Here is an 18,761-nt window from a genome sequence, read left to right on the forward strand (position 1 = left end):
AGTATGGAAATTTTCAATCTGGACAATCATCCCCACGTCGAACTGTGCGATCTGCTGAAGTTCCAGGGCTGGTGTGAAAGCGGCGGCGGCGCCAAAGAAGTCATCGCCGAAGGGCGGGTGAAAGTCGACGGCAAGGTCGAAACCCGTAAGCGCTGCAAGATCGTCGCCGATCAGGTAGTGGAGTTCAACGGCGGCAAGGTCGTGGTTAAACCCTAACCCGCAGCCATAGAAAAAGGCGCTGAATTCAGCGCCTTTTTTGTTTTTCCCTGCGGCCGGATTACTTGCGGCGCCAGGTGGTGCCCTGTGGGCCGTCTTCCAGCACGATATTCATCTCGTTCAACCGATCGCGAGCGGCATCCGCCAGCGCCCAATCCTTCGCGGCGCGCGCTTCGTTACGCTGTTTGATCAGCGCTTCGATCTCCGCCACTTCGCCGTCGTCAACCTGAGCGCCCCCTTGCAGGAACTGCTCTGGCTCCTGCTGCAGCAGGCCGAGCACGTTCGCCAGCTTGCGCAGTTCCGCCGCCATGCCGTTGGCCGCCACCATGTCTTCACCCTTGAGGCGGTTAACCTCGCGCGCCAGATCGAACAGCGCCGAATAGGCTTCCGGGGTGTTGAAGTCGTCGTCCATCGCTTCGCGGAAGCGGGCTTCGAACGCTTCGCCGCCGGCCGGCGCGGCGTCGGCATCGGTGCCGCGCAGCGCGGTATAGAGGCGCTCCAGCGCGGTGCGCGCCTGCTTGAGGTTCTCTTCGCTGTAGTTCAGCTGGCTGCGATAGTGGCCGGACATCAGGAAGTAACGCACCGTCTCCGCATCATAATGGCCGAGCACGTCGCGAATGGTGAAGAAGTTATCCAGCGATTTGGACATCTTCTCTTTGTCGATCATCACCATGCCGGAGTGCATCCAGTAATTGACGTACGGACCGTCGTGGGCGCAGCTCGACTGCGCGATCTCGTTCTCGTGGTGCGGGAACATCAGATCGGAACCGCCGCCGTGGATATCGAAGTGGGTGCCCAGCTGTTTGCAGTTCATGGCGGAGCATTCGATGTGCCAGCCCGGACGGCCCGCCCCCCACGGCGACTGCCAGCTCGGCTCACCCGGCTTGGACATCTTCCACAGCACGAAGTCCATCGGGTTGCGCTTCACGTCGTCGATCTCTACGCGCGCGCCGGCCTGCAGCTGATCCAGATCCTGGCGCGACAGCAGCCCGTATTGCGGATCGCTGTCGATGGAGAACATCACGTCGCCGTTGCTGGCCACGTAGGCGTGATCGCGATCGATCAGGCGCTGGGTGATCTCGATGATCTCGGCGATATGCTGGGTCGCACGCGGCTCTTGATCCGGGCGATCGATCAGCAGCGCGTCGAAGTCGGCGTGCATTTCCGCCAGCATACGTTCGGTCAGCTGGTCGCAAGTCTCATGATTTTCCGCTGCACGGCGGATGATTTTGTCGTCCACGTCGGTGACGTTGCGCACGTAGTTCAGCGAATAGCCGAGGTAGCGCAGGTAACGCGCCACCACGTCGAAAGCGACAAAGGTACGACCGTGGCCGATGTGACACAGGTCATAGATGGTTACCCCGCACACGTACATGCCCACTTTCCCGGCATGAATGGGTTTGAATTCCTCTTTTTGACGACTCAGGGTATTAAAAATCTTTAGCATCGGGAGATTCCGTGGTGTGCGTGATAACAAAAAAGATAACCGGGCTTCAGGTTTTCCGCCCGGTAGCGTATTGAAACCTGAAGCCTGATCTATTGCAAGGTTAAGGCCATGCTTTGCTGACTTCACGCGAATAAAATGCACGAAATTCAGCGGCCGACGCAGTTGTTATAATATAACAACTGCACGATTACCACAGACAGTGCGCGGTTGAGCCGCTGCTGACTCGCTGGGGCGGATATGTTATAAGGGCGGTCTGAATGTTCACTCGCTTTACGTGACGTCTCACTTCACCTTGTTAGGATTAAAACTATGGTTACTTTCCACACCAATCACGGCGATATCGTTATCAAGACCTTTGCTGACAAAGCGCCGGTTACCGTTGAAAACTTCCTGAACTACTGCCGCGCCGGTTTCTACGACAACACCATCTTCCACCGTGTGATCAACGGCTTCATGATCCAGGGCGGCGGTTTCGAGCCGGGCATGAACCAGAAAGCGACCAACGCGACCATCAAGAACGAAGCCAACAACGGTCTGAAAAACACCATCGGCACCCTGGCAATGGCGCGTACCAACGATCCGCACTCCGCCACCGCACAGTTCTTCATCAACGTGGCTGACAACGACTTCCTCAACTTCCGCGGCGAAAACGTGCAGGGCTGGGGCTACTGCGTGTTCGCTGAAGTGGTTGAAGGCATGGACGTGGTCAACAAGATCAAAGGCGTGAAAACCGGCCGTAGCGGCATGCACCAGGACGTACCGGTAGAAGACGTGGTGATCAACAGCGTGACCGTCAGCGAGTAATCGCGGCTGCATGAGTACGCTGTTCATCGCAGATCTGCACTTGTGCGCACAGGAACCGGCAATCACTGCCGGTTTTCTGCGTTTTTTACGGCGCGAAGCGGTGCACGCCGACGCGCTGTACATCCTTGGCGACCTGTTTGAAGCCTGGATCGGCGACGACGATCCCGAGCCGCTGCACGCGGAGATCGCCGCGGCGCTGAAAGCGCTGCAACAGGCCGGCGTGCCCTGCTACTTCATCCACGGCAACCGTGATTTTCTGCTCGGCAAGCGCTTCGCTCGCGCCAGCGGCATGCAGCTGCTGCCGGAAGAAAAAGTGCTGGAGCTGTACGGCCGCAGGATCCTGATCCTGCACGGAGACACCCTGTGCACCGACGATCAAGCCTATCAGCAATTCCGCCGTAAAGTGCACAACCCGCTGATTCAAAAACTGTTCCTGGCGCTGCCGCTGCGCTGGCGACTGAAGATCGCCGCCAACATGCGCGCCCGCAGCCAGCAATCCAACCAGGGCAAGTCGGACGCCATCATGGACGTCAACCCGCAGGCAGTCGAACAGACGATGCTGCACCACGACGTGCACTGGATGATCCACGGCCATACCCATCGCCCGGCGGTGCACCGGCTGGCGTTGAGCAACGGCGAAGCCCATCGCGCGGTGCTGGGCGCCTGGCACGTCGAAGGATCGATGATCAAAGTCAGCGCCGACGCCGTCGAGCTGATCCAATTCCCATTCTGAGCCCCGGGCTGGCGCGCGAGTGAAAATTCGCGCTTTCGGCGCTGAAAACCGGCGACGCAACCGTTTTCCTCGCCGTGCGCTCATGGTATGCTCTACGCCCTCATTCGGCCCTCAGCCGACGCCAGAAAAATCACAGGAGCCTTACACCCATGGGAGCCAACGCCGCTTCAGCCGCCACTACCGGGGCGAAAATCGCAATTGTAATGGGATCGAAAAGTGACTGGGCCACCATGCAGTTCGCCGCCGAAGTCCTGACCCAGCTCGATGTCCCCTTCCATGTCGAAGTCGTTTCCGCTCACCGCACGCCGGACAAGCTGTTCAGCTTCGCCGAGCAGGCTACCGCCAACGGTTTTGACGTGATCATCGCCGGCGCCGGCGGTGCGGCGCACCTGCCGGGCATGCTGGCGGCGAAAACCCTGGTGCCGGTGCTGGGCGTGCCGGTGCAAAGCGCCGCGCTGAGCGGCGTAGACAGCCTGTACTCCATCGTCCAGATGCCGCGCGGCATTCCGGTGGGCACGCTGGCGATCGGCAAAGCCGGCGCCGCCAACGCCGGGCTGCTGGCGATGCAGATCCTGGCGCTGCACGACGCCGCGCTGGCGCAGCGTTTGGCGGACTGGCGTCGGGCGCAGACCGAAGACGTCTTGAACCACCCCGATCCGCGGGAGGACGCATGAAGCCGGTTTGCGTACTGGGCAACGGCCAACTGGGGCGCATGCTGCGCCAGGCCGGCGAACCGCTGGGCATCGCCGTTTACCCTGTCGGCATCGATGCCGAACCCGAGGCGGTGCCGTATCAGAACAGCGTCATTACCGCCGAGATCGAACGCTGGCCGGAAACCGCGCTGACGCGCGAGTTGGCGACCCACAGCGCCTTCGTCAACCGCGACATCTTTCCGCGTCTGGCGGATCGCCTGACGCAAAAACAGCTGCTCGACCAGCTCGGCCTGGCGACCGCGCCGTGGCAGCTGCTGGCGAGCGCCGCCGAATGGCCGCAGGTATTCGCTTCGCTGGGCGAGTTGGCGATCGTCAAACGCCGAGTCGGCGGCTATGACGGCCGCGGCCAATGGCGTTTGCGTCCGGGCCAGGAAGCCGAACTGCCGGCCGACGCCTATGGCGAGTGCATCGTCGAGCAAGGCATCAATTTCTCCGGCGAAGTATCGCTGGTGGGCGCACGCGGCCACGACGGCCGTTCGGTATTCTACCCGCTGACCCACAACCTGCATGAAGACGGCATCCTGCGCACCAGCGTGGCGCTGCCGCAGCCCAACGCGGCGCTGCAGCAACAGGCCGAGCAGATGCTGGCGGCGATCCTGAACGAGCTGAACTACGTCGGCGTAATGGCGATGGAGTGCTTTATCGTCGGCGATCGGCTGCTGATCAACGAACTGGCGCCGCGCGTGCACAACAGCGGCCACTGGACGCAAAACGGCGCGTCCATCAGCCAGTTCGAACTGCATCTGCGCGCCATCCTCGGCCTACCGTTGCCGCAGCCGGTGGTGAGCACACCGTCGGTGATGGTCAACCTGATCGGCACCGCCGTCAACGAACAGTGGCTGTCGCTGCCGCTGGTGCATCTGCACTGGTATGAGAAAGAGGTGCGCCCGGGCCGCAAGGTCGGCCATCTCAATCTGAACGACCCGAGCGCCGCCGATCTGCGCCAGGCACTGCAGGCGCTGGCGCCGCTGCTGCCGGGCGAATACCAAAGCGGGCTGGCCTGGGCACAGCAGAAGCTGGCTTAACGGTTTACACCGCCGAAAAGAAGAAGGTTCAGCCCAGGCTGAACCTTTTTTATTGTCGCAAAGATCAACGTGAGCCGATGTTACGCAACGGTTTGCCGGCCATCAGATTGCGTTCAATGTGTTCCAGCGAAATATTTTTGGTTTCCGGGATCAGCGCCAGCGTGATGAAAACAAACAGCACGTTAAGCCCCGCGTAGACCCAAAAGGTGTGAGCGCTACCCAACGAATTCAGCATGGTCAGGAATGTCGCCCCCACGATCATATTGGCGATCCAGTTAGTGGCGGTGGAACAGGTGATGCCGAAATCGCGGCCTTTCAATGGCTGGATCTCTGAACACAGCACCCAAATCAACGGGCCGGCGCTCATGGCAAAGCCGACGATAAACATCAGTAGCATGACGATGGCGAAATATTGCTCCGCCGCCGAGTTCATGCCGATGTTCATCATGGTTCCCAGCGCCCCCATGCCGACAGCCATCACGATAAACCCGAGGATCAGGGTGGGTTTGCGGCCCCAGCGATCGACCAGTCCAATAGCGATAAAGGTGGCCAGCACGTTGACCAAACCGACGATCACCGTGCCCCACATCTGCTGTTCCGTACTGGCGAAGCCCGCCAGACCGAAAATCTTCGGCGCGTAATACATGGTGACGTTCATCCCGGTGAACTGCTGCATCACCTGGAGAAGAATGCCAAGGAAAACCGCGCGGCGGAAATTTTTATTGCCTTTGAACAACGCCCAACCGCTTTGCTTCAGTTTGAGGCTTTCACGAATTTCATTCAGCTCATACTGCGCCTGGGCACTGCTGTCGCGCAGCTTCTCCAACACCTGACGCGCCTGCTCATGACGATTGCGCGAGGCCAACCACCGCGGGCTGTCAGGTAAAAAGAACACGCCGACCAACAACAGCCCCGCCGGGATGGTGATGACGCCCAACATCCAGCGCCAGGCACCGGTATAGCTGAACGCCGTATCAGACAGGTAAGCCGCCAAAATACCAATGGTGATCATCAATTGATACATCGAGATCATGCTGCCACGGATTTTTTCCGGCGCGATTTCAGAGAGATAAATCGGCGCAGTATAAGAAGCGATACCCACCGCCAATCCCAGCAGAATGCGTGAAACGATCAGGACCTCCACGTTGGGGGCGAACGCAGAACACAGCGATCCCGCCACGAACAGGATGGCGCCGATCATCAAACTGTATTTGCGCCCCAGCCGGAAGTTCATCCAACCGCTGCCGATGGCACCGACGGCGGCGCCAAACATCATTGAGCTGACCACCCACTCCTGCTGAGAGCTGGTGATCTGAAATGTGTCGGTAATAAACGGCAGAGCGCCGGCGATTACGCCGATATCCAGACCGAACAACAGGCCGGCCAACGCGGCTAAAAAACAGACGAAAAAAGTCATGCCGACATGGGTCGGGCTTTTCTCCGCCGGTGTAACTTTGACGGTATCGCTCATACAGCCTCCAGGAGAAAACGGTCATCAGTGTGCGACATGATAGGAGGCAATGCGTCGGAGATAAGTGAGTGCGATCACATTAGTGAAAACGATTACACTCTATTAAAAATGGATGCGCTGTTTTTTAAGGCGACAAAGTCACTTTATTTATGCATAAAACTCTAAATTAATGCATAAAACAGGCGAGACTGACCCGATATCCGTTGCACCGATGATTAACGGCAACCGTATCGACATGACATAAATGTAATCGATTTCACTCAGGGTGGGCATGAAGATGAATAGCGCCAGTAACGCGCGAAAAAACGGCAGGCCCGGCCACGCCTGGCGGCAACAGACCTGCGATAGCAAGATCAGCCCTCATAACTGCGGAACAGCGCCCGGCCGCGCAGCAGGCGCACGCCCAGCCAACCGCCGCACAGCGACAGCAGCAGCGCGCTGGTCAGCGGCAGCGCCCACCACAGCACCGGCGTCGGCGTCCACGGGAAGTCGAATACCCGGCTCTGCAGCAGCCACAGCGCCGCCTCGGCACCCACCGCCGCCGCGATGCCCGCCACCAGCCCCAGCAGGGCGAACTCGCACCACAGCGTGCGGCGCAGCAGCCGTTTGCCGGCCCCCAGCGTGCGGTACACCACCAGCTCCTGACGCCGCTGACGCATGCCGACCTGCACCTGCGCCAGCAACAGCAGGCCGCCGCACAGCACCACCAGCACCACCATCACTTCCAGCGCGCGGCTGACCTGCTGCAGCACGCCGCCGACCTGTTTCAGGATCGCGCCGATATCCAGCAGGCTGAGCGTCGGAAACTGGCGGTTGAGCTGGGTCAGCATCTGGCCGTCGCCGTCGTAGCGGAAGCTGGTGAGCCAGGTCTGCGGCTGGCCGTCCAGCGCGCCGGGCGGGAAGATAAAGTAAAAGTTCGGCTTCAGGCTTTCCCAATCCACCTGGCGCAGGCTGGTGACCTTCGCGCTAAACGCCTGGGTATCGCCGCTGAAGGTCAGCGTGTCGCCCAGCGTGATCTTCAGCCGCCCGGCAATGCCTTCATCCATCGAGACCTCGCCGCTTTTCGGCGGCCAACTGCCCGCCACCAGCGGATTGTGAGCCGGCAGATCGGCCAACCAGGTCAGGTTCAGCTCGCGGTTCACCGCCTCGCCGCCCGGATCGTCTTCATGCACCCGCTCGGTCGCCACCTGCTGGTTTATCTCGGTCAGACGCACTCGAACGATCGGATAATAGGTTTCCGGCTTGATCTGGTGCTGCTGCAGGAAGGTTTTCACCTGCGGCACCTGCGCCTCGGTCATGTTGAGCAGGAAATAGTTCGGGCTGTCCGGCGGCAGCTGTTGCTGCCAGCGTTCGAGCAGATCGCCGCGCAGCACCAACAGCAGCGCCAGCAGCATGAACGACAGCGAAAATGCCGCCAGCTGGCTGATGGTCACCCACGGCTGATGCAGCAGGCGGTTGACCGCCAGCCGCAGCGCCAGGCTCTTGAGCGTGATGCGTCGCAGCAACAGCAGGCTGCCCCAGCCGATGCCGCCCAGCAGCAGCGCCAGCACCGCCATACCGGCCAGGATCGCCCATAGCAGTGTGCTGGCCCCCATCAGCGTCACCAGCAGCACCACCACGACCGCCGCCGTCACCGGCAGGAAGTAGCGCAGCGGCCAGACGTTGGCCACCACATCGCGGCGCAGCACCCGCAGCGGCTGGGTAGCCAGCAACTGACGGTACGGCCGCAGCCCGACCAGCAGTGAAATCAGCACCAGCGCGCCGAGCGCCCACAGCCACGGCCAGGCGCCGGCGGCGGGCAATGCGGCCGGCAACACCGGCTTCAGCAGGCGAATCAACAGCGCTTCGAACGCCAGCCCGATCCCCCCGCCACACACCGCCGCCAGCGCCATCACCGCCAGCCACTGGCCGACGATCAGCTTACGCAGCGCGCCGCGCCCGGCGCCGAGGGTTTTCAGCACCGCGATCAGATCGTAGCGGCTGCGGCAATAGTGGCTCATCGCCACCGCCACGGCGGCGATCGACAACAGCAGCGTCAGCAGGGCCGACAGCAGCAGGAACTGTTGGGATCGCTGCAGCGACTTGCCGAGCGCGCTGCCGGACTCCTGCAGCCCGAACCAGCGCTGATCCGGCGTCAACAGCGGCGTCAACCGTCCTTCGTAACGCTGAATATCCGGCTCGGCGCCGGCGAACATGTAGCGATAGGTCAAACGACTGCCCGGCTGCACCGCGCCGGTCTTATCGACGTCCGCCAGGTTGATCATGATGCGCGGCGCGGTCTGGAACGGGTTGAAGCCGGCGTCCGACTCCTGAATGATTTCACCGGCGATGCGCAGCGTGGTGTCGCCCACCTCAAGCGAATCCCCCACTTTCACGTTCAGCAGCGCCAGCAAACGCGGCGCCACCAGCACGCTGCCCGGTTCGGGTTTGATGTTGGCCGGGCGCGTTTCCAGCTTGCCGTACAGCGGATAGGCCAGATCGGTGGCTTTCACGTCCGCCAGCTGCGGCCGATCGCCGGCATAGGTCATGGTGGTGAACGACAGCTGACGGCTCAGTTTCAGCCCCTGCTGCTGCGCGTCCAGCAGCCAGCCTTCCGGTACCGGATGCGCGCTGCGCAGCACCCGATCGCCGGCGATAAAGTCGCGGCTCTGCTGGCTGAGCCCTTTGTCCATGCGATCGCTGATGCTGCCCAGCGCCAGCACGCAAGCGACGGAGAGCGTCAGCGCCAGCCAAACGATCAGCAGCGACGGCGAGCGCCATTCGCGCCAGAACCAGCGCCAGATCATGCTTCCTCCCACAGCTTGCCTTCGCGCAGCCGCAGCCGCCGCTGGCAGCGCGCCGCCAGGGTTTCGTCATGGGTCACCAGGATCAGGGTGGTGTCAAAATCGCGGTTGAGGGAGAACAACAGATCGGCGATGCGATCGCCGGTCTGGCGATCGAGATTGCCGGTCGGTTCATCAGCGAACAGCACCCGCGGCCGGCCGCTGAAGGCGCGCGCCAGCGCCACGCGCTGCTGCTCGCCGCCGGACAGCTGCGCCGGCAGGTGATCGAGCCGTTTGCCCAGCCCCAGCTGTTCCAGCAGTTGCACCGCCTGCTCGCGGCTCTGCCTGTCGCTCTCGCCGCGCAGCAGCGCCGGCAGCTGCACGTTTTCCAGCGCGTTCAGCGTCGGCACCAGCATGAACGACTGAAACACGAAGCCGACGTTCCTGGCGCGCAACGCGGCGCGGCCTTCTTCGTCCAACGCGGTCAGCGACTCGCCAAGTAGGCGCACCTCGCCCTCGCTGCCGTCATCCAGCCCGGCCAAAATGCCCAGCAGGGTCGATTTCCCCGATCCGGATTCGCCGATCAGGGCGATCGTCTGCGCGGGTTTGACAAGCAGCTCGACTCCGGTAAGGATGGTGAGCTGATGCTCACCCTGACCAACGTGTTTACTAAGATGATGAACTTCAAGAACGTTTTCCGCTGGCATCTTCCCTTCCTTTTGCTGTTGGGATTATTCAGTTTACGCGCTGTCGCCGCCGATACCTTGTTGATTTTGGGCGACAGTTTAAGCGCCGGCTACCGCCTGCCGATCGAGCGGGCCTGGCCGACGCTATTGGCCGAACAGTGGCAGAAAAAACCGGGCGCGCCGCAGCTGGTCAACGCCAGCATCAGCGGCGACACCGCCGCACAGGGGCTGGCGCGTCTGCCCGCGCTGTTGAAACAGCATCAGCCGCGCTGGGTGCTGATCGAGCTGGGCGCTAACGACGGCCTGCGCGGCTTCCCGGCGCAGGACATACAGCGCGAACTCGGCCAGATCATCACGCAGGTGCAGCAGGCCGGCGCACAGCCGCTGCTGATGCAGATCCGTATCCCGCCGAACTACGGCCGCCGCTATACCGAGGCGTTCAGCGCCGTCTACCCGGCGCTGGCCAAACAGTTCAACATTCCGCTGCTGCCGTTCTATATGGAACAGGTGGTGGTGAAGCCGGAATGGATGCAAGATGACGGATTGCACCCCAATGGGGACGCCCAGCCGTTTATCGCCACTTGGATGGCGGAGCGCCTGGAACCGCTAGTAAAACATGAGTCTAACTAAATTAGGGTCGTACACTAGGTAAAGTTATGCAAAAAGCAGTATTGATAACCGGCTGCTCCAGCGGGATTGGACTGATTGCGGCGCAGGATCTGCGCAACCGCGGCTACCGGGTGTTGGCCGCCTGCCGCAAGCCGGAGGACGTGGAAAACATGCGCCAGCTCGGGCTGGAAGGCATCGAGCTGGATCTGGACGACAGCGCCAGCGTCGAGCGCGCCGCCGCCGAGGTGATCGCGCTGACCGACGGTCGCCTGTACGGCCTGTTCAACAACGGCGGTTTCGGCGTTTACGGCCCGCTCAGCCGCATTTCGCGCAGCCAGCTGGAGCGGCAGTTCGCCACCAACCTGTTCGGCACCCACCAGCTGACCCAGCTGCTGTTGCCGGCAATGTTGCCGCACGGCGAAGGGCGCATTATCCAGACCAGTTCGGTGATGGGGCTGGTCTCTAGCGCCGGGCGCGGCGCCTACGCCGCCAGCAAGTTCGCGCTGGAGGCCTGGTCGGACGCGCTGCGCATGGAGCTGCACGGCAGCGGCATTCAGGTCAGCCTGATCGAACCGGGGCCGATTTCCACCCACTTTAGCCAGAACGTCAACCAGGCGCAGAGCGACAAGCCGGTGCACAACCCCGGCATCGCCAAACGCCTGACGCTGCCGCCGGAGGCCATTCTGCCCAAACTGCGCCACGCGCTGGAAAGCCCGCGCGCCAAACTGCGCTACCCGGTGACCCTGCTGGCGCACGCCATGAGCGTGCTGCGCCGTATTCTGCCGGGCCGCTGTCTGGATTGGCTGCTGCGCAGCAACGCTTAATTCGCCCGCCGGGGTTGAAGAATGGCGGCGCGCCCCCATCTACACCCCATGGCTCCGCACGATCAGAGAGAAAAAAGATGCTAGCTCAAGCTGTTGTTGATATTAACGAAACTAACCTGCACCAGACGCTGGAACAATCGATGTCCATTCCGGTGCTGTTCTACTTCTGGTCCGAGCGCAGCCAACACTGCCTGCAGCTCACGCCGGTGCTGGACAAGCTGGCGGCGGAATACGCCGGTCAGTTCATTCTGGCCAAGGTGGACTGCGACGCCGAACAAATGATCGCCTCCCAGTTCGGGCTGCGCTCCATTCCGACGGTCTACCTGTTCAAAGACGGCCAGCCGGTCGACGGCTTCCAGGGCCCGCAGCCGGAAGAAGCGATCCGCGACTTGCTGCAGCGTTTCCTGCCGAAGGAAGAAGATCTGAAACTGGCGCAGGCGCAGGAACTGCTGGCCGCCGGCAACGCCGCCGAAGCGCTGCCGCTGCTGAAAGACGCCTGGCAGAGCAGCCAACAGCGCAGCGACATCGGCCTGACCCTGGCCGAAACTCAGATCGCGCTCAGCCGCAGCGAAGACGCCGAAGCGGTGCTGGCGACCATCCCGCTGCAGGATCGCGATACCCGCTATCAGGGCCTGGTGGCGCAGATTGAACTGTTGAAGCAGGCGGCGGACACGCCGGAAATCCAACAGCTGCAACAGCAGGTGCAGCAGCAACCGGGCAACGTCGAGCTGGCAGTACAGCTGGCGCTGCAGCTGCATCAGGTCGGGCGTAACGAAGAAGCGCTGGAACTGCTGATGGGGCATCTGAAGAAAGATCTGGCCGCCGCCAACGGCAACGCGCGCAAGACCCTGATGGACATTCTGGCCGCGCTCGGCACCGGCGACGCGCTGGCCGCTAAATATCGCCGCCAGCTGTACTCGCTGCTGTACTGATATACCCTTCGTCTTTCCAGCCGCATCGTTGTTGGCTGCACGTTCGAACCCCAGTCTCTTAGTTATCTAAGCGCCTGGGGTTTCTCACGTTTGCCGCCTGGACGCAACTGGAAATCCATTGGGTATATGTGTTGTCCCAAAGTAAATATTGAAGGGTATCCCCTAAATAGTTCGAGTTGCATCAAGGCGGCAAGTTTGTCAGTCCCCGGGAACTTACTCAAGTAAGCGACCGGGGCGCGCAAACGCAGCCAGCACTGATGTAGCTTGAAATATGACGGGGATATCAACGATAGACCCGCACCCCGCCCTCCACGCCCGCCGGGCTGAACAACACCTGCCACAGCTGAATGTTGCGCGAACGGAACGCGCCGGCGCAGGCGTTCAGGTAGTAAGTGAACATGCGTTCGAAGCGCTCGGAATAGCCGCCCGCCAACTCAGGCCACGCCCGCTTGAAGTTCTCCAGCCAGGCCATCAGCGTGCGATCGTAATCGGCACCAAAGTTGTGCCAATCCTCCATCACGAAACGCCCTTCGCTGGCCTCGGCGATATGCCGCACAGAAGGCAGGCAGCCGTTGGGGAAGATGTATTTGTCTATCCAGGCGTCGACGTTGAGATCGGTCTGATTGGAACCGATGGTATGCAGCAGGAACAGGCCATCGGGCTTCAGGTTGCGCGCCGCGACGCTGAAATAGGTCTCGTAGTTTTTCGGCCCGACGTGCTCGAACATGCCGACCGACACGATGCGATCGAACTGGCGATCCAGATCGCGGTAATCCTGCAGCAAAATCTCGACGTTCAGCCCGGCGCAGCGTTCCTGCGCCAGCTTCTGCTGCTCGGCCGAAATGGTCACGCCGTGCACCGTGACGCCGTAGTTTTGCGCCGCAAACTGCGCCAACCCGCCCCAGCCGCAGCCGATATCCAGCAGCGTCATGCCCGGTTTCAGCTGCAGTTTTTCGCAGATCATCCGCAGCTTGGCCTGCTGTGCCTGCTCCAGCGTCTGCGCCTCTTTCCAATAGCCGCAGGAGTATTGCATGTAAGGGTCGAGCATCGCCCGGAACAGGTCGTTGCCGATGTCGTAGTGCTCTTTGCCCACCTGCCAGGCGCGCTTGCGCGATTGGCGGTTGAACAGCCGGGCATAGGCAACGCGCGCAATGTCGCTCAGGCTTTTCGGCAGCCGCTCATCGACGCCGGCCTGCAGAATGCGGGTGAACAGCATGTCCAGCCGTTCGCACTCCCACCAGCCGTCCATGTAGCCTTCGCCAAAACCGAGCGAACCTTCCTGCAAAATGCGTTTGAACAGCGCCGGGTTGTGCACCCGGATATCCCAGGCGCGCGGGCCGTTGATGGCGACGCCGGCTTCCGCCAACATCTCCTCCACAATGCGATACCAGCGATCCTTCTTCTGGGCGAGTTCATCAACACTGAGCGAATCCATAACAATCCTTGGCCGAAATGTCATTTCAAAAAGCATAGTCGCAAATAAAAATGACAAATTTTTGACGGTAAATACCGGGGTGTTTTTACTCTAGCCAAGGCGAGCAACATCATGAAATGAATAAAAATTATTGAAATCATGCCATTTAGGCATACTTATCCGCGCCAGCGCGAGCGCGGATCAACCGACGGCGGCTAAGGTAAAATAGAGGTGCCGGCCTGGCCCGCCAGCACCGCGTCGATATCCTGCAGGCCACCGATATGGGCCGTCCGCCCGGTGCGATCGACGAAGCGGCTGACCGCCATGATCTTCGGCCCCATGGCGCCGTCCGCCACCGCCATCGGCGCCAGCTCCTGCGTGGTGGTGCGCCGAATGGCGCGCTGGCGCGGCGTGCCCCACTCCTGGTACACCGCGTCGGCATCGGTGAGGATCACCAGATGATCGGCCCCCACCTGCTCCGCCAACAGCGCCGCCGCCAGATCTTTGTCGATCACCGCTTCGCTGCCCATCAGCCCATGCTCGCCGGCGATCATCGGAATACCGCCGCCGCCGTTGCAGATCACGATGTGCCGCTGCGACAGCAGCAGCGTGATCGCCTCGATGTCGAGGATCTTTTGCGGTGCCGGCGAAGGCACCACCCGGCGGATGTAGTTGCCGTCCGCCTTCAGCGTCCAGCCGTATTTGGCCTCCAGCGCCTGCCGCTGTTCCGGCGCATACACCGGCCCGATGAACTTGCTCGGCGCCTGATAATCCGCATCCTGCGCATCCACCAGCACCCGCGTCAGCAGCGTGGACACCGGCTGCTGCGGATGGCTGGCGCTCAGCTGCTGCGCCAGCATATAGCCGATCATGCCCTGGCTTTCGGCCACCAGAATATCCAGCGGATAAGGCGGCACATCGCGGTACGCCAGGTTCTGCAACGCCAGCAGCCCCACCTGTGGCCCGTTGCCGTGTACGATGGCGATGCGGTATTTCTGCGCCAGTTTGCCGATGGCGTCGGCGATCAGGGCGATGCTCTTATACTGATTTTCCGCAGAGAGCACGGCTCCGCGCTGCAACAGGGCGTTGCCGCCCAACGCAATGACCAAGGTTTTCATGGTTTGCACCCGTAGTTGAAATCATACCTTCCCGGCCGGATCCGCGATCCGGCCCTCGTGTTCACACCGCGCGCCGCACAGTGCGTTAATCGTCGTCACCCCCAGCCACACGCCCAGTAGCGTGTCCGCTCCCGAGAAGTGCCCCAGACTCAGCACCGCCTTCACCGCCGCCGATACCTCTTCAGGCGCCCGCAGCCCCTGCGCCAACGTATGCAGCGGCGTGGCGAACACGCCCTGCTCGGCGTAACGCAGGTAATGCGCGCTCACCAGCGTGGTCAGCGCTTCCAGCGGTGGCGTCTGGGCGAAAAACGGCGCCAGCCCGGTAACCTGGATGCGGCTGTCGAGGTGGGCGCTCAGCAGCAGGCCGAGCAAGGTGTCGTCGTTGCTCGGCGTCAGCCCCGGCCCCTTGCCCAGCGCCTGGTGCCAGTCGACCGTGTCGCCCCGCAGCCAACGGGAAAAATCCCGCACCAGCGCGGCCGGCTCCGGCGTTAACGGCTGCCTCACCAATCGGCCCAGCTCGCCGTGCAACCCACACAGCGCCGTGCAGTGCTGCAATACCGCCGTCAGCGGCCGATCGGCAATGGCCGCACGCGGCGCCAGCGCCAGATCCCGGGCCGCCGCCGCAGGACGGACAAAGAGCGTATCCAGCAAGAGGCCAGAGGCGGAGAAAGCGCAGCGTCGTACGGACGACACCGCATGCCGCACGCGATCGAAATCCCGCGCGCCGAGCTGCCACCCCATCGGGCTCAGGCCGCTGCCGGCGCGGTGCAGCGTCAGCAGCCGCGCGTTTTCCGTCAGGAAATTGATCGCATTGTTGAAGCTGCCGACGCAGCGCAGCGCGCCGTAGTCCTGCGTCGCATGGCGGCTGCCGGCTAACGCGATAATGTCCATACGCGCCTCCGTTCGTTTACGCCGTAATGCCGAGCTTATCGGCCAGCGCTTCGATCGCTTTCTCAAAGCAGCCGAGCGGCGCGCGCACCGTGCCGGCGCCGATCTGTCCGACTCCGGCTTCGCGGTGGGCGATGCCGGTGTTGATCAGCGGCGTGATGCCGGTTTCCACCACCCGGCGAGCATCCAGCCCCAGGCAGGCGCCCTGGAAGTCCCAGGTCGGGATCTGCAGCATCATGTTGCGTTCGAGGTAGATCTCCGCCATTTCCTCGGAGATGTCGGTGGCGGCGCTCATGCCGCCGGAAGCCCCGACGAAGCGCGTCACGCCCGGTGCCGCCACCATCGCCGCGCCGCCAATGCCGAAGGTTTCGGTGATCGCGCTGTCGCCGATGTCCGGGTTGGCGTCCGCCTGGCTGAAGCCGGAGAAGAACAGCCCTTCCGGCGTGTTCACCGGCGCGGTGAACCAACGATCGCCCATCCCGCTGATCTTGATGCCGAAATTCTTGCCGTTGCGGGTCATTACCGTGACGATGGTGCCCTGTTCAATCTCCGCCCCGGCGTCCATCGCCGCCTTGCAGTAGGCCATCGCCAGATTGAGGAAGAACTGATCGGTGATGCTGAGGAACTGCATCACCTGCGCCAGCTCCGCCTTATCGCGCGGCAGCAGGCTGATCTCCGGCGCCAGCCTGCGCATCAGCAGCGCCGAGGCCGCGATATTGCGCTGGTGGAATTCGTCCCCCATGCTGATCGCCTGCGCCATCAGCGCGGTCAGATCGATCCCTTCCTCCAGCGTCGCCAACACCGCTTTCAGCACCGGGGCCAGCGAGTCGCGCATCCAGCGCAGGCGCTGCTGCACGTCCTCGCCGTAGGCGCCGAAGCGCATCACTTTGCCGATACCTTCGTTCATGTTGCAGTAGGCGTAGTTGCCGTGAACGGTGTTCCTGACCACCACCATCGGCATGTGGGCCGAGGTGATGCCGCCCATCGGCCCCACCGCGCTCACGCTGTGGCACGGGATAAACTCGATTTCCCCCTGCGCCAGCAGCGCCAGCGCCTGCTGCTCATCCTGCGCCCAGCCTTCGAACAGGCAGGCACCGATGCAGGCGCCGCGCACCGGGCCGCTCATCTCTTGCCAGGTGACCGGCGGGCCGGCGTGCAGCAGCTTGCGCCCTTCGGCCAGCTGCGGGATCAAGCGGTGCGCCAGATCCACATCCTGCCAGTGCGGGCGCGCCTCGCGGATACGGGCGATAACGGCGGCGTTTGCTTGCTCAATCGTTGCGTACATAGCGGTTCCTTACTTTAATTTTTTCAAGATGTTGGCTAATCGTTGATCGCCACCGGCTACCGGCGCCCACTGGTAATGCACCACCGGAATGTCGCTGGTTTGCAGGTCATCGGCGAAGCTGCGCAGCCCGGCGTTGATCACCGCGACGCCGTCCAGCAAGGCCGGCCGTTCGCGTTCGAGTGCGGGTAAGACGGGGGTAATCAGCTGATGCGCCAGCGCGACCGCCGCCGGCAGCGACGGCATCACCGCGATGCCGGCTTCCTGCAGGGTGGCGATTTGCCGCGAGCGCTGCTGCGGATCCTGTTCGGTGCCGGTGACGGTGGCGATCGCCGCCAGCGGGTGGGCCGCGCCGCGCGCCGCGCGCACGTTGGCCACCTCGGCCGCCAGCGACGCCGCCGGATCGTCCTGAGCGCCGAAGCCGATCACCACGTCCAGCAGCAACACGCCGGTCTGCGGCTGCTGCGCCAGGCGGGCGATCTCTTGATTGCGGGCGGTCGGGTCAATCATCGGGTGCGGGCGCCCCTGGGTGTAGAAGTCATCGCCCATGTCGATGATGCGATGGCCGTTGGCCACCAGCATGGCGCCGCGCGGGTGCTCGCTATCCAGCGGCAGGGACAGTTTTTCCGCCAGCAGCATCGCGCATTCGGCGGCCAGCGTGCCGCCGGCGTACAGCCCGGCGATTTTGCCGCCGGGCACCGCAGGCTGTTGCGCCGCCTGTTGCTGCACGCAGCCCAGCATCGCCGCCAGCCGCGCCGCTTCATCCAGCGTGGCGGCGAACGTGATATTGCCCTCCTGGCGCACGGCGGACTGCGCGCCGAGGAACAGCGCCACCACCGGCTTGCCGAGCGCTTTCATCTCGTCGATCACCCGTTGGCGCACCTCGGGCGCCGGCGGTTTGGACACGAACGCCAGCACAAGACTCTGCGGATCCGCTGCCAGCATGCGCAGCGCGCTGATGGCGCTGATGCCGCCGATCTCCGCCGTCAAATCCCGCCCGCCGAGGCCAATGGCGTGCGAGATGCCCTGGCCTGCCAGGGTAATTTGCGAAATAAGCTCCTGAATGCCGGTGCCGGAGGCGCCCACCACGCCGATAGATCCGGCGGGGGCCACGTTGGCGAACGCCAGCGGCGCGCCGGCGATGCAGGCGGTGCCGCAGTCCGGCCCCATCACGATCAGCCCGCGTTCGCGCGCCTTGGTTTTCAGCGCCACTTCTTGCGCCACGCTGACGTTGTCGGAGAACATCATCACGTTGCAGCCGTCTTCCAGCGCGCTATCCGCCAGCTCCGCCGCGTATTCGCCGGCGATCGAGATCAGCGCCAGATTGGCGGCGGGCAGCTTTTGCCTGGCGGTGCGCCAGCTGCGCGCCCGCAGCAGTTTTTTGCCGCCCTGGCTCCCCTGCGCAATCGCCTTGAGCGCCATCTCCAACGCCGCGCCGATCTCCTCGGCGATCGTCTCGTCGGCGGACTCCGCTTTGATCGCCACGCAAATATCGTTCGGCGTCGCTTCGCTAAACTGCGGGTGCCAGAAACCGGTCACCTCCAATAAAGATTTATTGGCCGGTGTCCCCATCATGACGGATATTTCCTCGACCTTGGGAGATTCACTGAGTTTGCGGGAGATCAACATCAGGCTGACGGAATCCTGAAAGCTCCCCTTTTTAATAAAAGCATGGATCATGGTGATATCCTTAAGACAGCATTTAATAATATCGGCAATATTTCCCGTACCGGCGGCACGGCGATGCATTGAATCCAGCGAAAAGGTTAATGATCAAGCTACAAATTAAAACCACGCCCTGAGGTGAGTACGGTCACACTTTATTCATTGTTAGAAA

General features: G+C 62.4%; 17 protein-coding genes. 8 read left to right on the forward strand and 9 right to left on the reverse strand.

The window, feature by feature from the left end:
- Positions 1 to 3: 3 nt before the first annotated feature.
- Positions 4 to 216, forward strand: coding sequence for a ribosome-associated protein YbcJ (gene ybcJ / locus ACYF6X_RS14960; RefSeq protein ID WP_055312584.1), 213 nt, complete (start codon positions 4 to 6; stop codon positions 214 to 216).
- 61 nt (positions 217 to 277) lie between these two features.
- On the opposite strand, the gene cysS is transcribed toward ybcJ, so the two are convergent.
- Positions 278 to 1,663 carry a cysteine--tRNA ligase gene (gene cysS, locus ACYF6X_RS14965; protein WP_130017560.1) on the reverse strand — a complete coding sequence of 462 codons (1,386 nt, stop codon included), beginning with the start codon at positions 1,661 to 1,663 and terminating at the stop codon, positions 278 to 280.
- A gap of 309 nt (positions 1,664 to 1,972) precedes the next feature.
- Between cysS and ppiB the strand changes: the two genes are divergently transcribed.
- From ppiB to purK, 4 genes are all read left to right on the forward strand, one after another.
- Positions 1,973 to 2,467 (forward strand): peptidylprolyl isomerase B, encoded by a 495-nt coding sequence (gene ppiB, locus ACYF6X_RS14970; RefSeq protein WP_004940183.1) that lies wholly within the window; start codon positions 1,973 to 1,975, stop codon positions 2,465 to 2,467.
- 10 nt (positions 2,468 to 2,477) lie between these two features.
- Positions 2,478 to 3,200 (forward strand): UDP-2,3-diacylglucosamine diphosphatase, encoded by a 723-nt coding sequence (locus ACYF6X_RS14975; RefSeq protein WP_063991023.1) that lies wholly within the window; start codon positions 2,478 to 2,480, stop codon positions 3,198 to 3,200.
- Between the two features lie 149 nt (positions 3,201 to 3,349).
- The gene (gene purE, locus ACYF6X_RS14980; protein WP_039566960.1) at positions 3,350 to 3,874 is read left to right on the forward strand and encodes a 5-(carboxyamino)imidazole ribonucleotide mutase; all 525 of its coding nucleotides are present in this window, start codon (positions 3,350 to 3,352) and stop codon (positions 3,872 to 3,874) included.
- Positions 3,871 to 4,938 (forward strand): 5-(carboxyamino)imidazole ribonucleotide synthase, encoded by a 1,068-nt coding sequence (gene purK / locus ACYF6X_RS14985; protein ID WP_063991022.1) that lies wholly within the window; start codon positions 3,871 to 3,873, stop codon positions 4,936 to 4,938. Before purE ends, purK begins: the two co-directional genes overlap by 4 nt.
- 64 nt (positions 4,939 to 5,002) lie before the next feature.
- Here the strand turns inward: purK and ACYF6X_RS14990 are convergent, their stop codons facing one another.
- From ACYF6X_RS14990 to ybbA, 3 genes are all read right to left on the reverse strand, one after another.
- Positions 5,003 to 6,409, reverse strand: coding sequence for a sugar porter family MFS transporter (locus ACYF6X_RS14990; protein ID WP_033642138.1), 1,407 nt, complete (start codon positions 6,407 to 6,409; stop codon positions 5,003 to 5,005).
- 353 nt (positions 6,410 to 6,762) lie between these two features.
- Positions 6,763 to 9,195 carry a putative ABC transporter permease subunit YbbP gene (ybbP, locus tag ACYF6X_RS14995; protein WP_130017559.1) on the reverse strand — a complete coding sequence of 811 codons (2,433 nt, stop codon included), beginning with the start codon at positions 9,193 to 9,195 and terminating at the stop codon, positions 6,763 to 6,765.
- Positions 9,192 to 9,878, reverse strand: a complete 687-nt coding sequence (gene ybbA / locus ACYF6X_RS15000; protein WP_004940192.1) for a putative ABC transporter ATP-binding protein YbbA — start codon at positions 9,876 to 9,878, stop codon at positions 9,192 to 9,194. Before ybbA ends, ybbP begins: the two co-directional genes overlap by 4 nt.
- On the opposite strand from ybbA, the gene tesA reads away from it, so the two are divergent.
- The 3 genes from tesA to ACYF6X_RS15015 all read left to right on the forward strand — a co-directional run bounded on the left by tesA (position 9,849) and on the right by ACYF6X_RS15015 (position 12,222).
- On the forward strand, positions 9,849 to 10,487 hold the full coding sequence (gene tesA / locus ACYF6X_RS15005; protein WP_165384367.1) for a multifunctional acyl-CoA thioesterase I/protease I/lysophospholipase L1: 639 nt from the start codon (positions 9,849 to 9,851) through the stop codon (positions 10,485 to 10,487). The two genes, ybbA and tesA, sit on opposite strands and share 30 nt — an antisense overlap.
- Before the next feature lie 26 nt (positions 10,488 to 10,513).
- Complete coding sequence (locus ACYF6X_RS15010; protein ID WP_107227211.1) at positions 10,514 to 11,290, forward strand: SDR family oxidoreductase; 777 nt, start codon at positions 10,514 to 10,516, stop codon at positions 11,288 to 11,290.
- Between the two features lie 77 nt (positions 11,291 to 11,367).
- Entirely contained in the window at positions 11,368 to 12,222 is an 855-nt protein-coding gene (locus tag ACYF6X_RS15015; RefSeq protein WP_033647233.1) for a co-chaperone YbbN, read from the forward strand.
- A 283-nt stretch (positions 12,223 to 12,505) separates the two neighbouring features.
- On the opposite strand, the gene cfa is transcribed toward ACYF6X_RS15015, so the two are convergent.
- From cfa to ACYF6X_RS15040, 5 genes are all read right to left on the reverse strand, one after another.
- Positions 12,506 to 13,657 carry a cyclopropane fatty acyl phospholipid synthase gene (gene cfa, locus ACYF6X_RS15020; RefSeq protein WP_107227210.1) on the reverse strand — a complete coding sequence of 384 codons (1,152 nt, stop codon included), beginning with the start codon at positions 13,655 to 13,657 and terminating at the stop codon, positions 12,506 to 12,508.
- A 194-nt stretch (positions 13,658 to 13,851) separates the two neighbouring features.
- Positions 13,852 to 14,754, reverse strand: a complete 903-nt coding sequence (locus tag ACYF6X_RS15025) for a carbamate kinase (protein WP_107227209.1) — start codon at positions 14,752 to 14,754, stop codon at positions 13,852 to 13,854.
- Positions 14,755 to 14,775: 21 nt separating this feature from the next.
- Entirely contained in the window at positions 14,776 to 15,645 is an 870-nt protein-coding gene (locus ACYF6X_RS15030; RefSeq protein ID WP_130017557.1) for an oxamate carbamoyltransferase subunit AllH family protein, read from the reverse strand.
- A 16-nt stretch (positions 15,646 to 15,661) separates the two neighbouring features.
- On the reverse strand, positions 15,662 to 16,927 hold the full coding sequence (locus ACYF6X_RS15035; RefSeq protein WP_055312589.1) for a YlbE family protein: 1,266 nt from the start codon (positions 16,925 to 16,927) through the stop codon (positions 15,662 to 15,664).
- Positions 16,928 to 16,936: 9 nt separating this feature from the next.
- A complete protein-coding gene (locus tag ACYF6X_RS15040; protein ID WP_130017556.1) occupies positions 16,937 to 18,604 on the reverse strand; it encodes an acyl-CoA synthetase FdrA in 1,668 nt (555 codons plus the stop codon).
- Positions 18,605 to 18,761: the final 157 nt, after the last annotated feature.

This window comes from Serratia sp. ID 25-353 (assembly GCF_054792795.1).

Bases quoted from the DNA above. Each gene is read 5' to 3' on its own strand.
- ybcJ (WP_055312584.1), top strand. From the start codon at position 4: ATGGAAATTTTCAATCTGGACAATCATCCCCACGTCGAACTGTGCGAT.
- cysS (WP_130017560.1), bottom strand. From the start codon at position 1,663: ATGCTAAAGATTTTTAATACCCTGAGTCGTCAAAAAGAGGAATTCAAA.
- ppiB (WP_004940183.1), top strand. From the start codon at position 1,973: ATGGTTACTTTCCACACCAATCACGGCGATATCGTTATCAAGACCTTT.
- ACYF6X_RS14975 (WP_063991023.1), top strand. From the start codon at position 2,478: ATGAGTACGCTGTTCATCGCAGATCTGCACTTGTGCGCACAGGAACCG.
- purE (WP_039566960.1), top strand. From the start codon at position 3,350: ATGGGAGCCAACGCCGCTTCAGCCGCCACTACCGGGGCGAAAATCGCA.
- purK (WP_063991022.1), top strand. From the start codon at position 3,871: ATGAAGCCGGTTTGCGTACTGGGCAACGGCCAACTGGGGCGCATGCTG.
- ACYF6X_RS14990 (WP_033642138.1), bottom strand. From the start codon at position 6,409: ATGAGCGATACCGTCAAAGTTACACCGGCGGAGAAAAGCCCGACCCAT.
- ybbP (WP_130017559.1), bottom strand. From the start codon at position 9,195: ATGATCTGGCGCTGGTTCTGGCGCGAATGGCGCTCGCCGTCGCTGCTG.
- tesA (WP_165384367.1), top strand. From the start codon at position 9,849: ATGAACTTCAAGAACGTTTTCCGCTGGCATCTTCCCTTCCTTTTGCTG.
- ybbA (WP_004940192.1), bottom strand. From the start codon at position 9,878: ATGCCAGCGGAAAACGTTCTTGAAGTTCATCATCTTAGTAAACACGTT.
- ACYF6X_RS15010 (WP_107227211.1), top strand. From the start codon at position 10,514: ATGCAAAAAGCAGTATTGATAACCGGCTGCTCCAGCGGGATTGGACTG.
- ACYF6X_RS15015 (WP_033647233.1), top strand. From the start codon at position 11,368: ATGCTAGCTCAAGCTGTTGTTGATATTAACGAAACTAACCTGCACCAG.
- cfa (WP_107227210.1), bottom strand. From the start codon at position 13,657: ATGGATTCGCTCAGTGTTGATGAACTCGCCCAGAAGAAGGATCGCTGG.
- ACYF6X_RS15025 (WP_107227209.1), bottom strand. From the start codon at position 14,754: ATGAAAACCTTGGTCATTGCGTTGGGCGGCAACGCCCTGTTGCAGCGC.
- ACYF6X_RS15030 (WP_130017557.1), bottom strand. From the start codon at position 15,645: ATGGACATTATCGCGTTAGCCGGCAGCCGCCATGCGACGCAGGACTAC.
- ACYF6X_RS15035 (WP_055312589.1), bottom strand. From the start codon at position 16,927: ATGTACGCAACGATTGAGCAAGCAAACGCCGCCGTTATCGCCCGTATC.
- ACYF6X_RS15040 (WP_130017556.1), bottom strand. From the start codon at position 18,604: ATGATCCATGCTTTTATTAAAAAGGGGAGCTTTCAGGATTCCGTCAGC.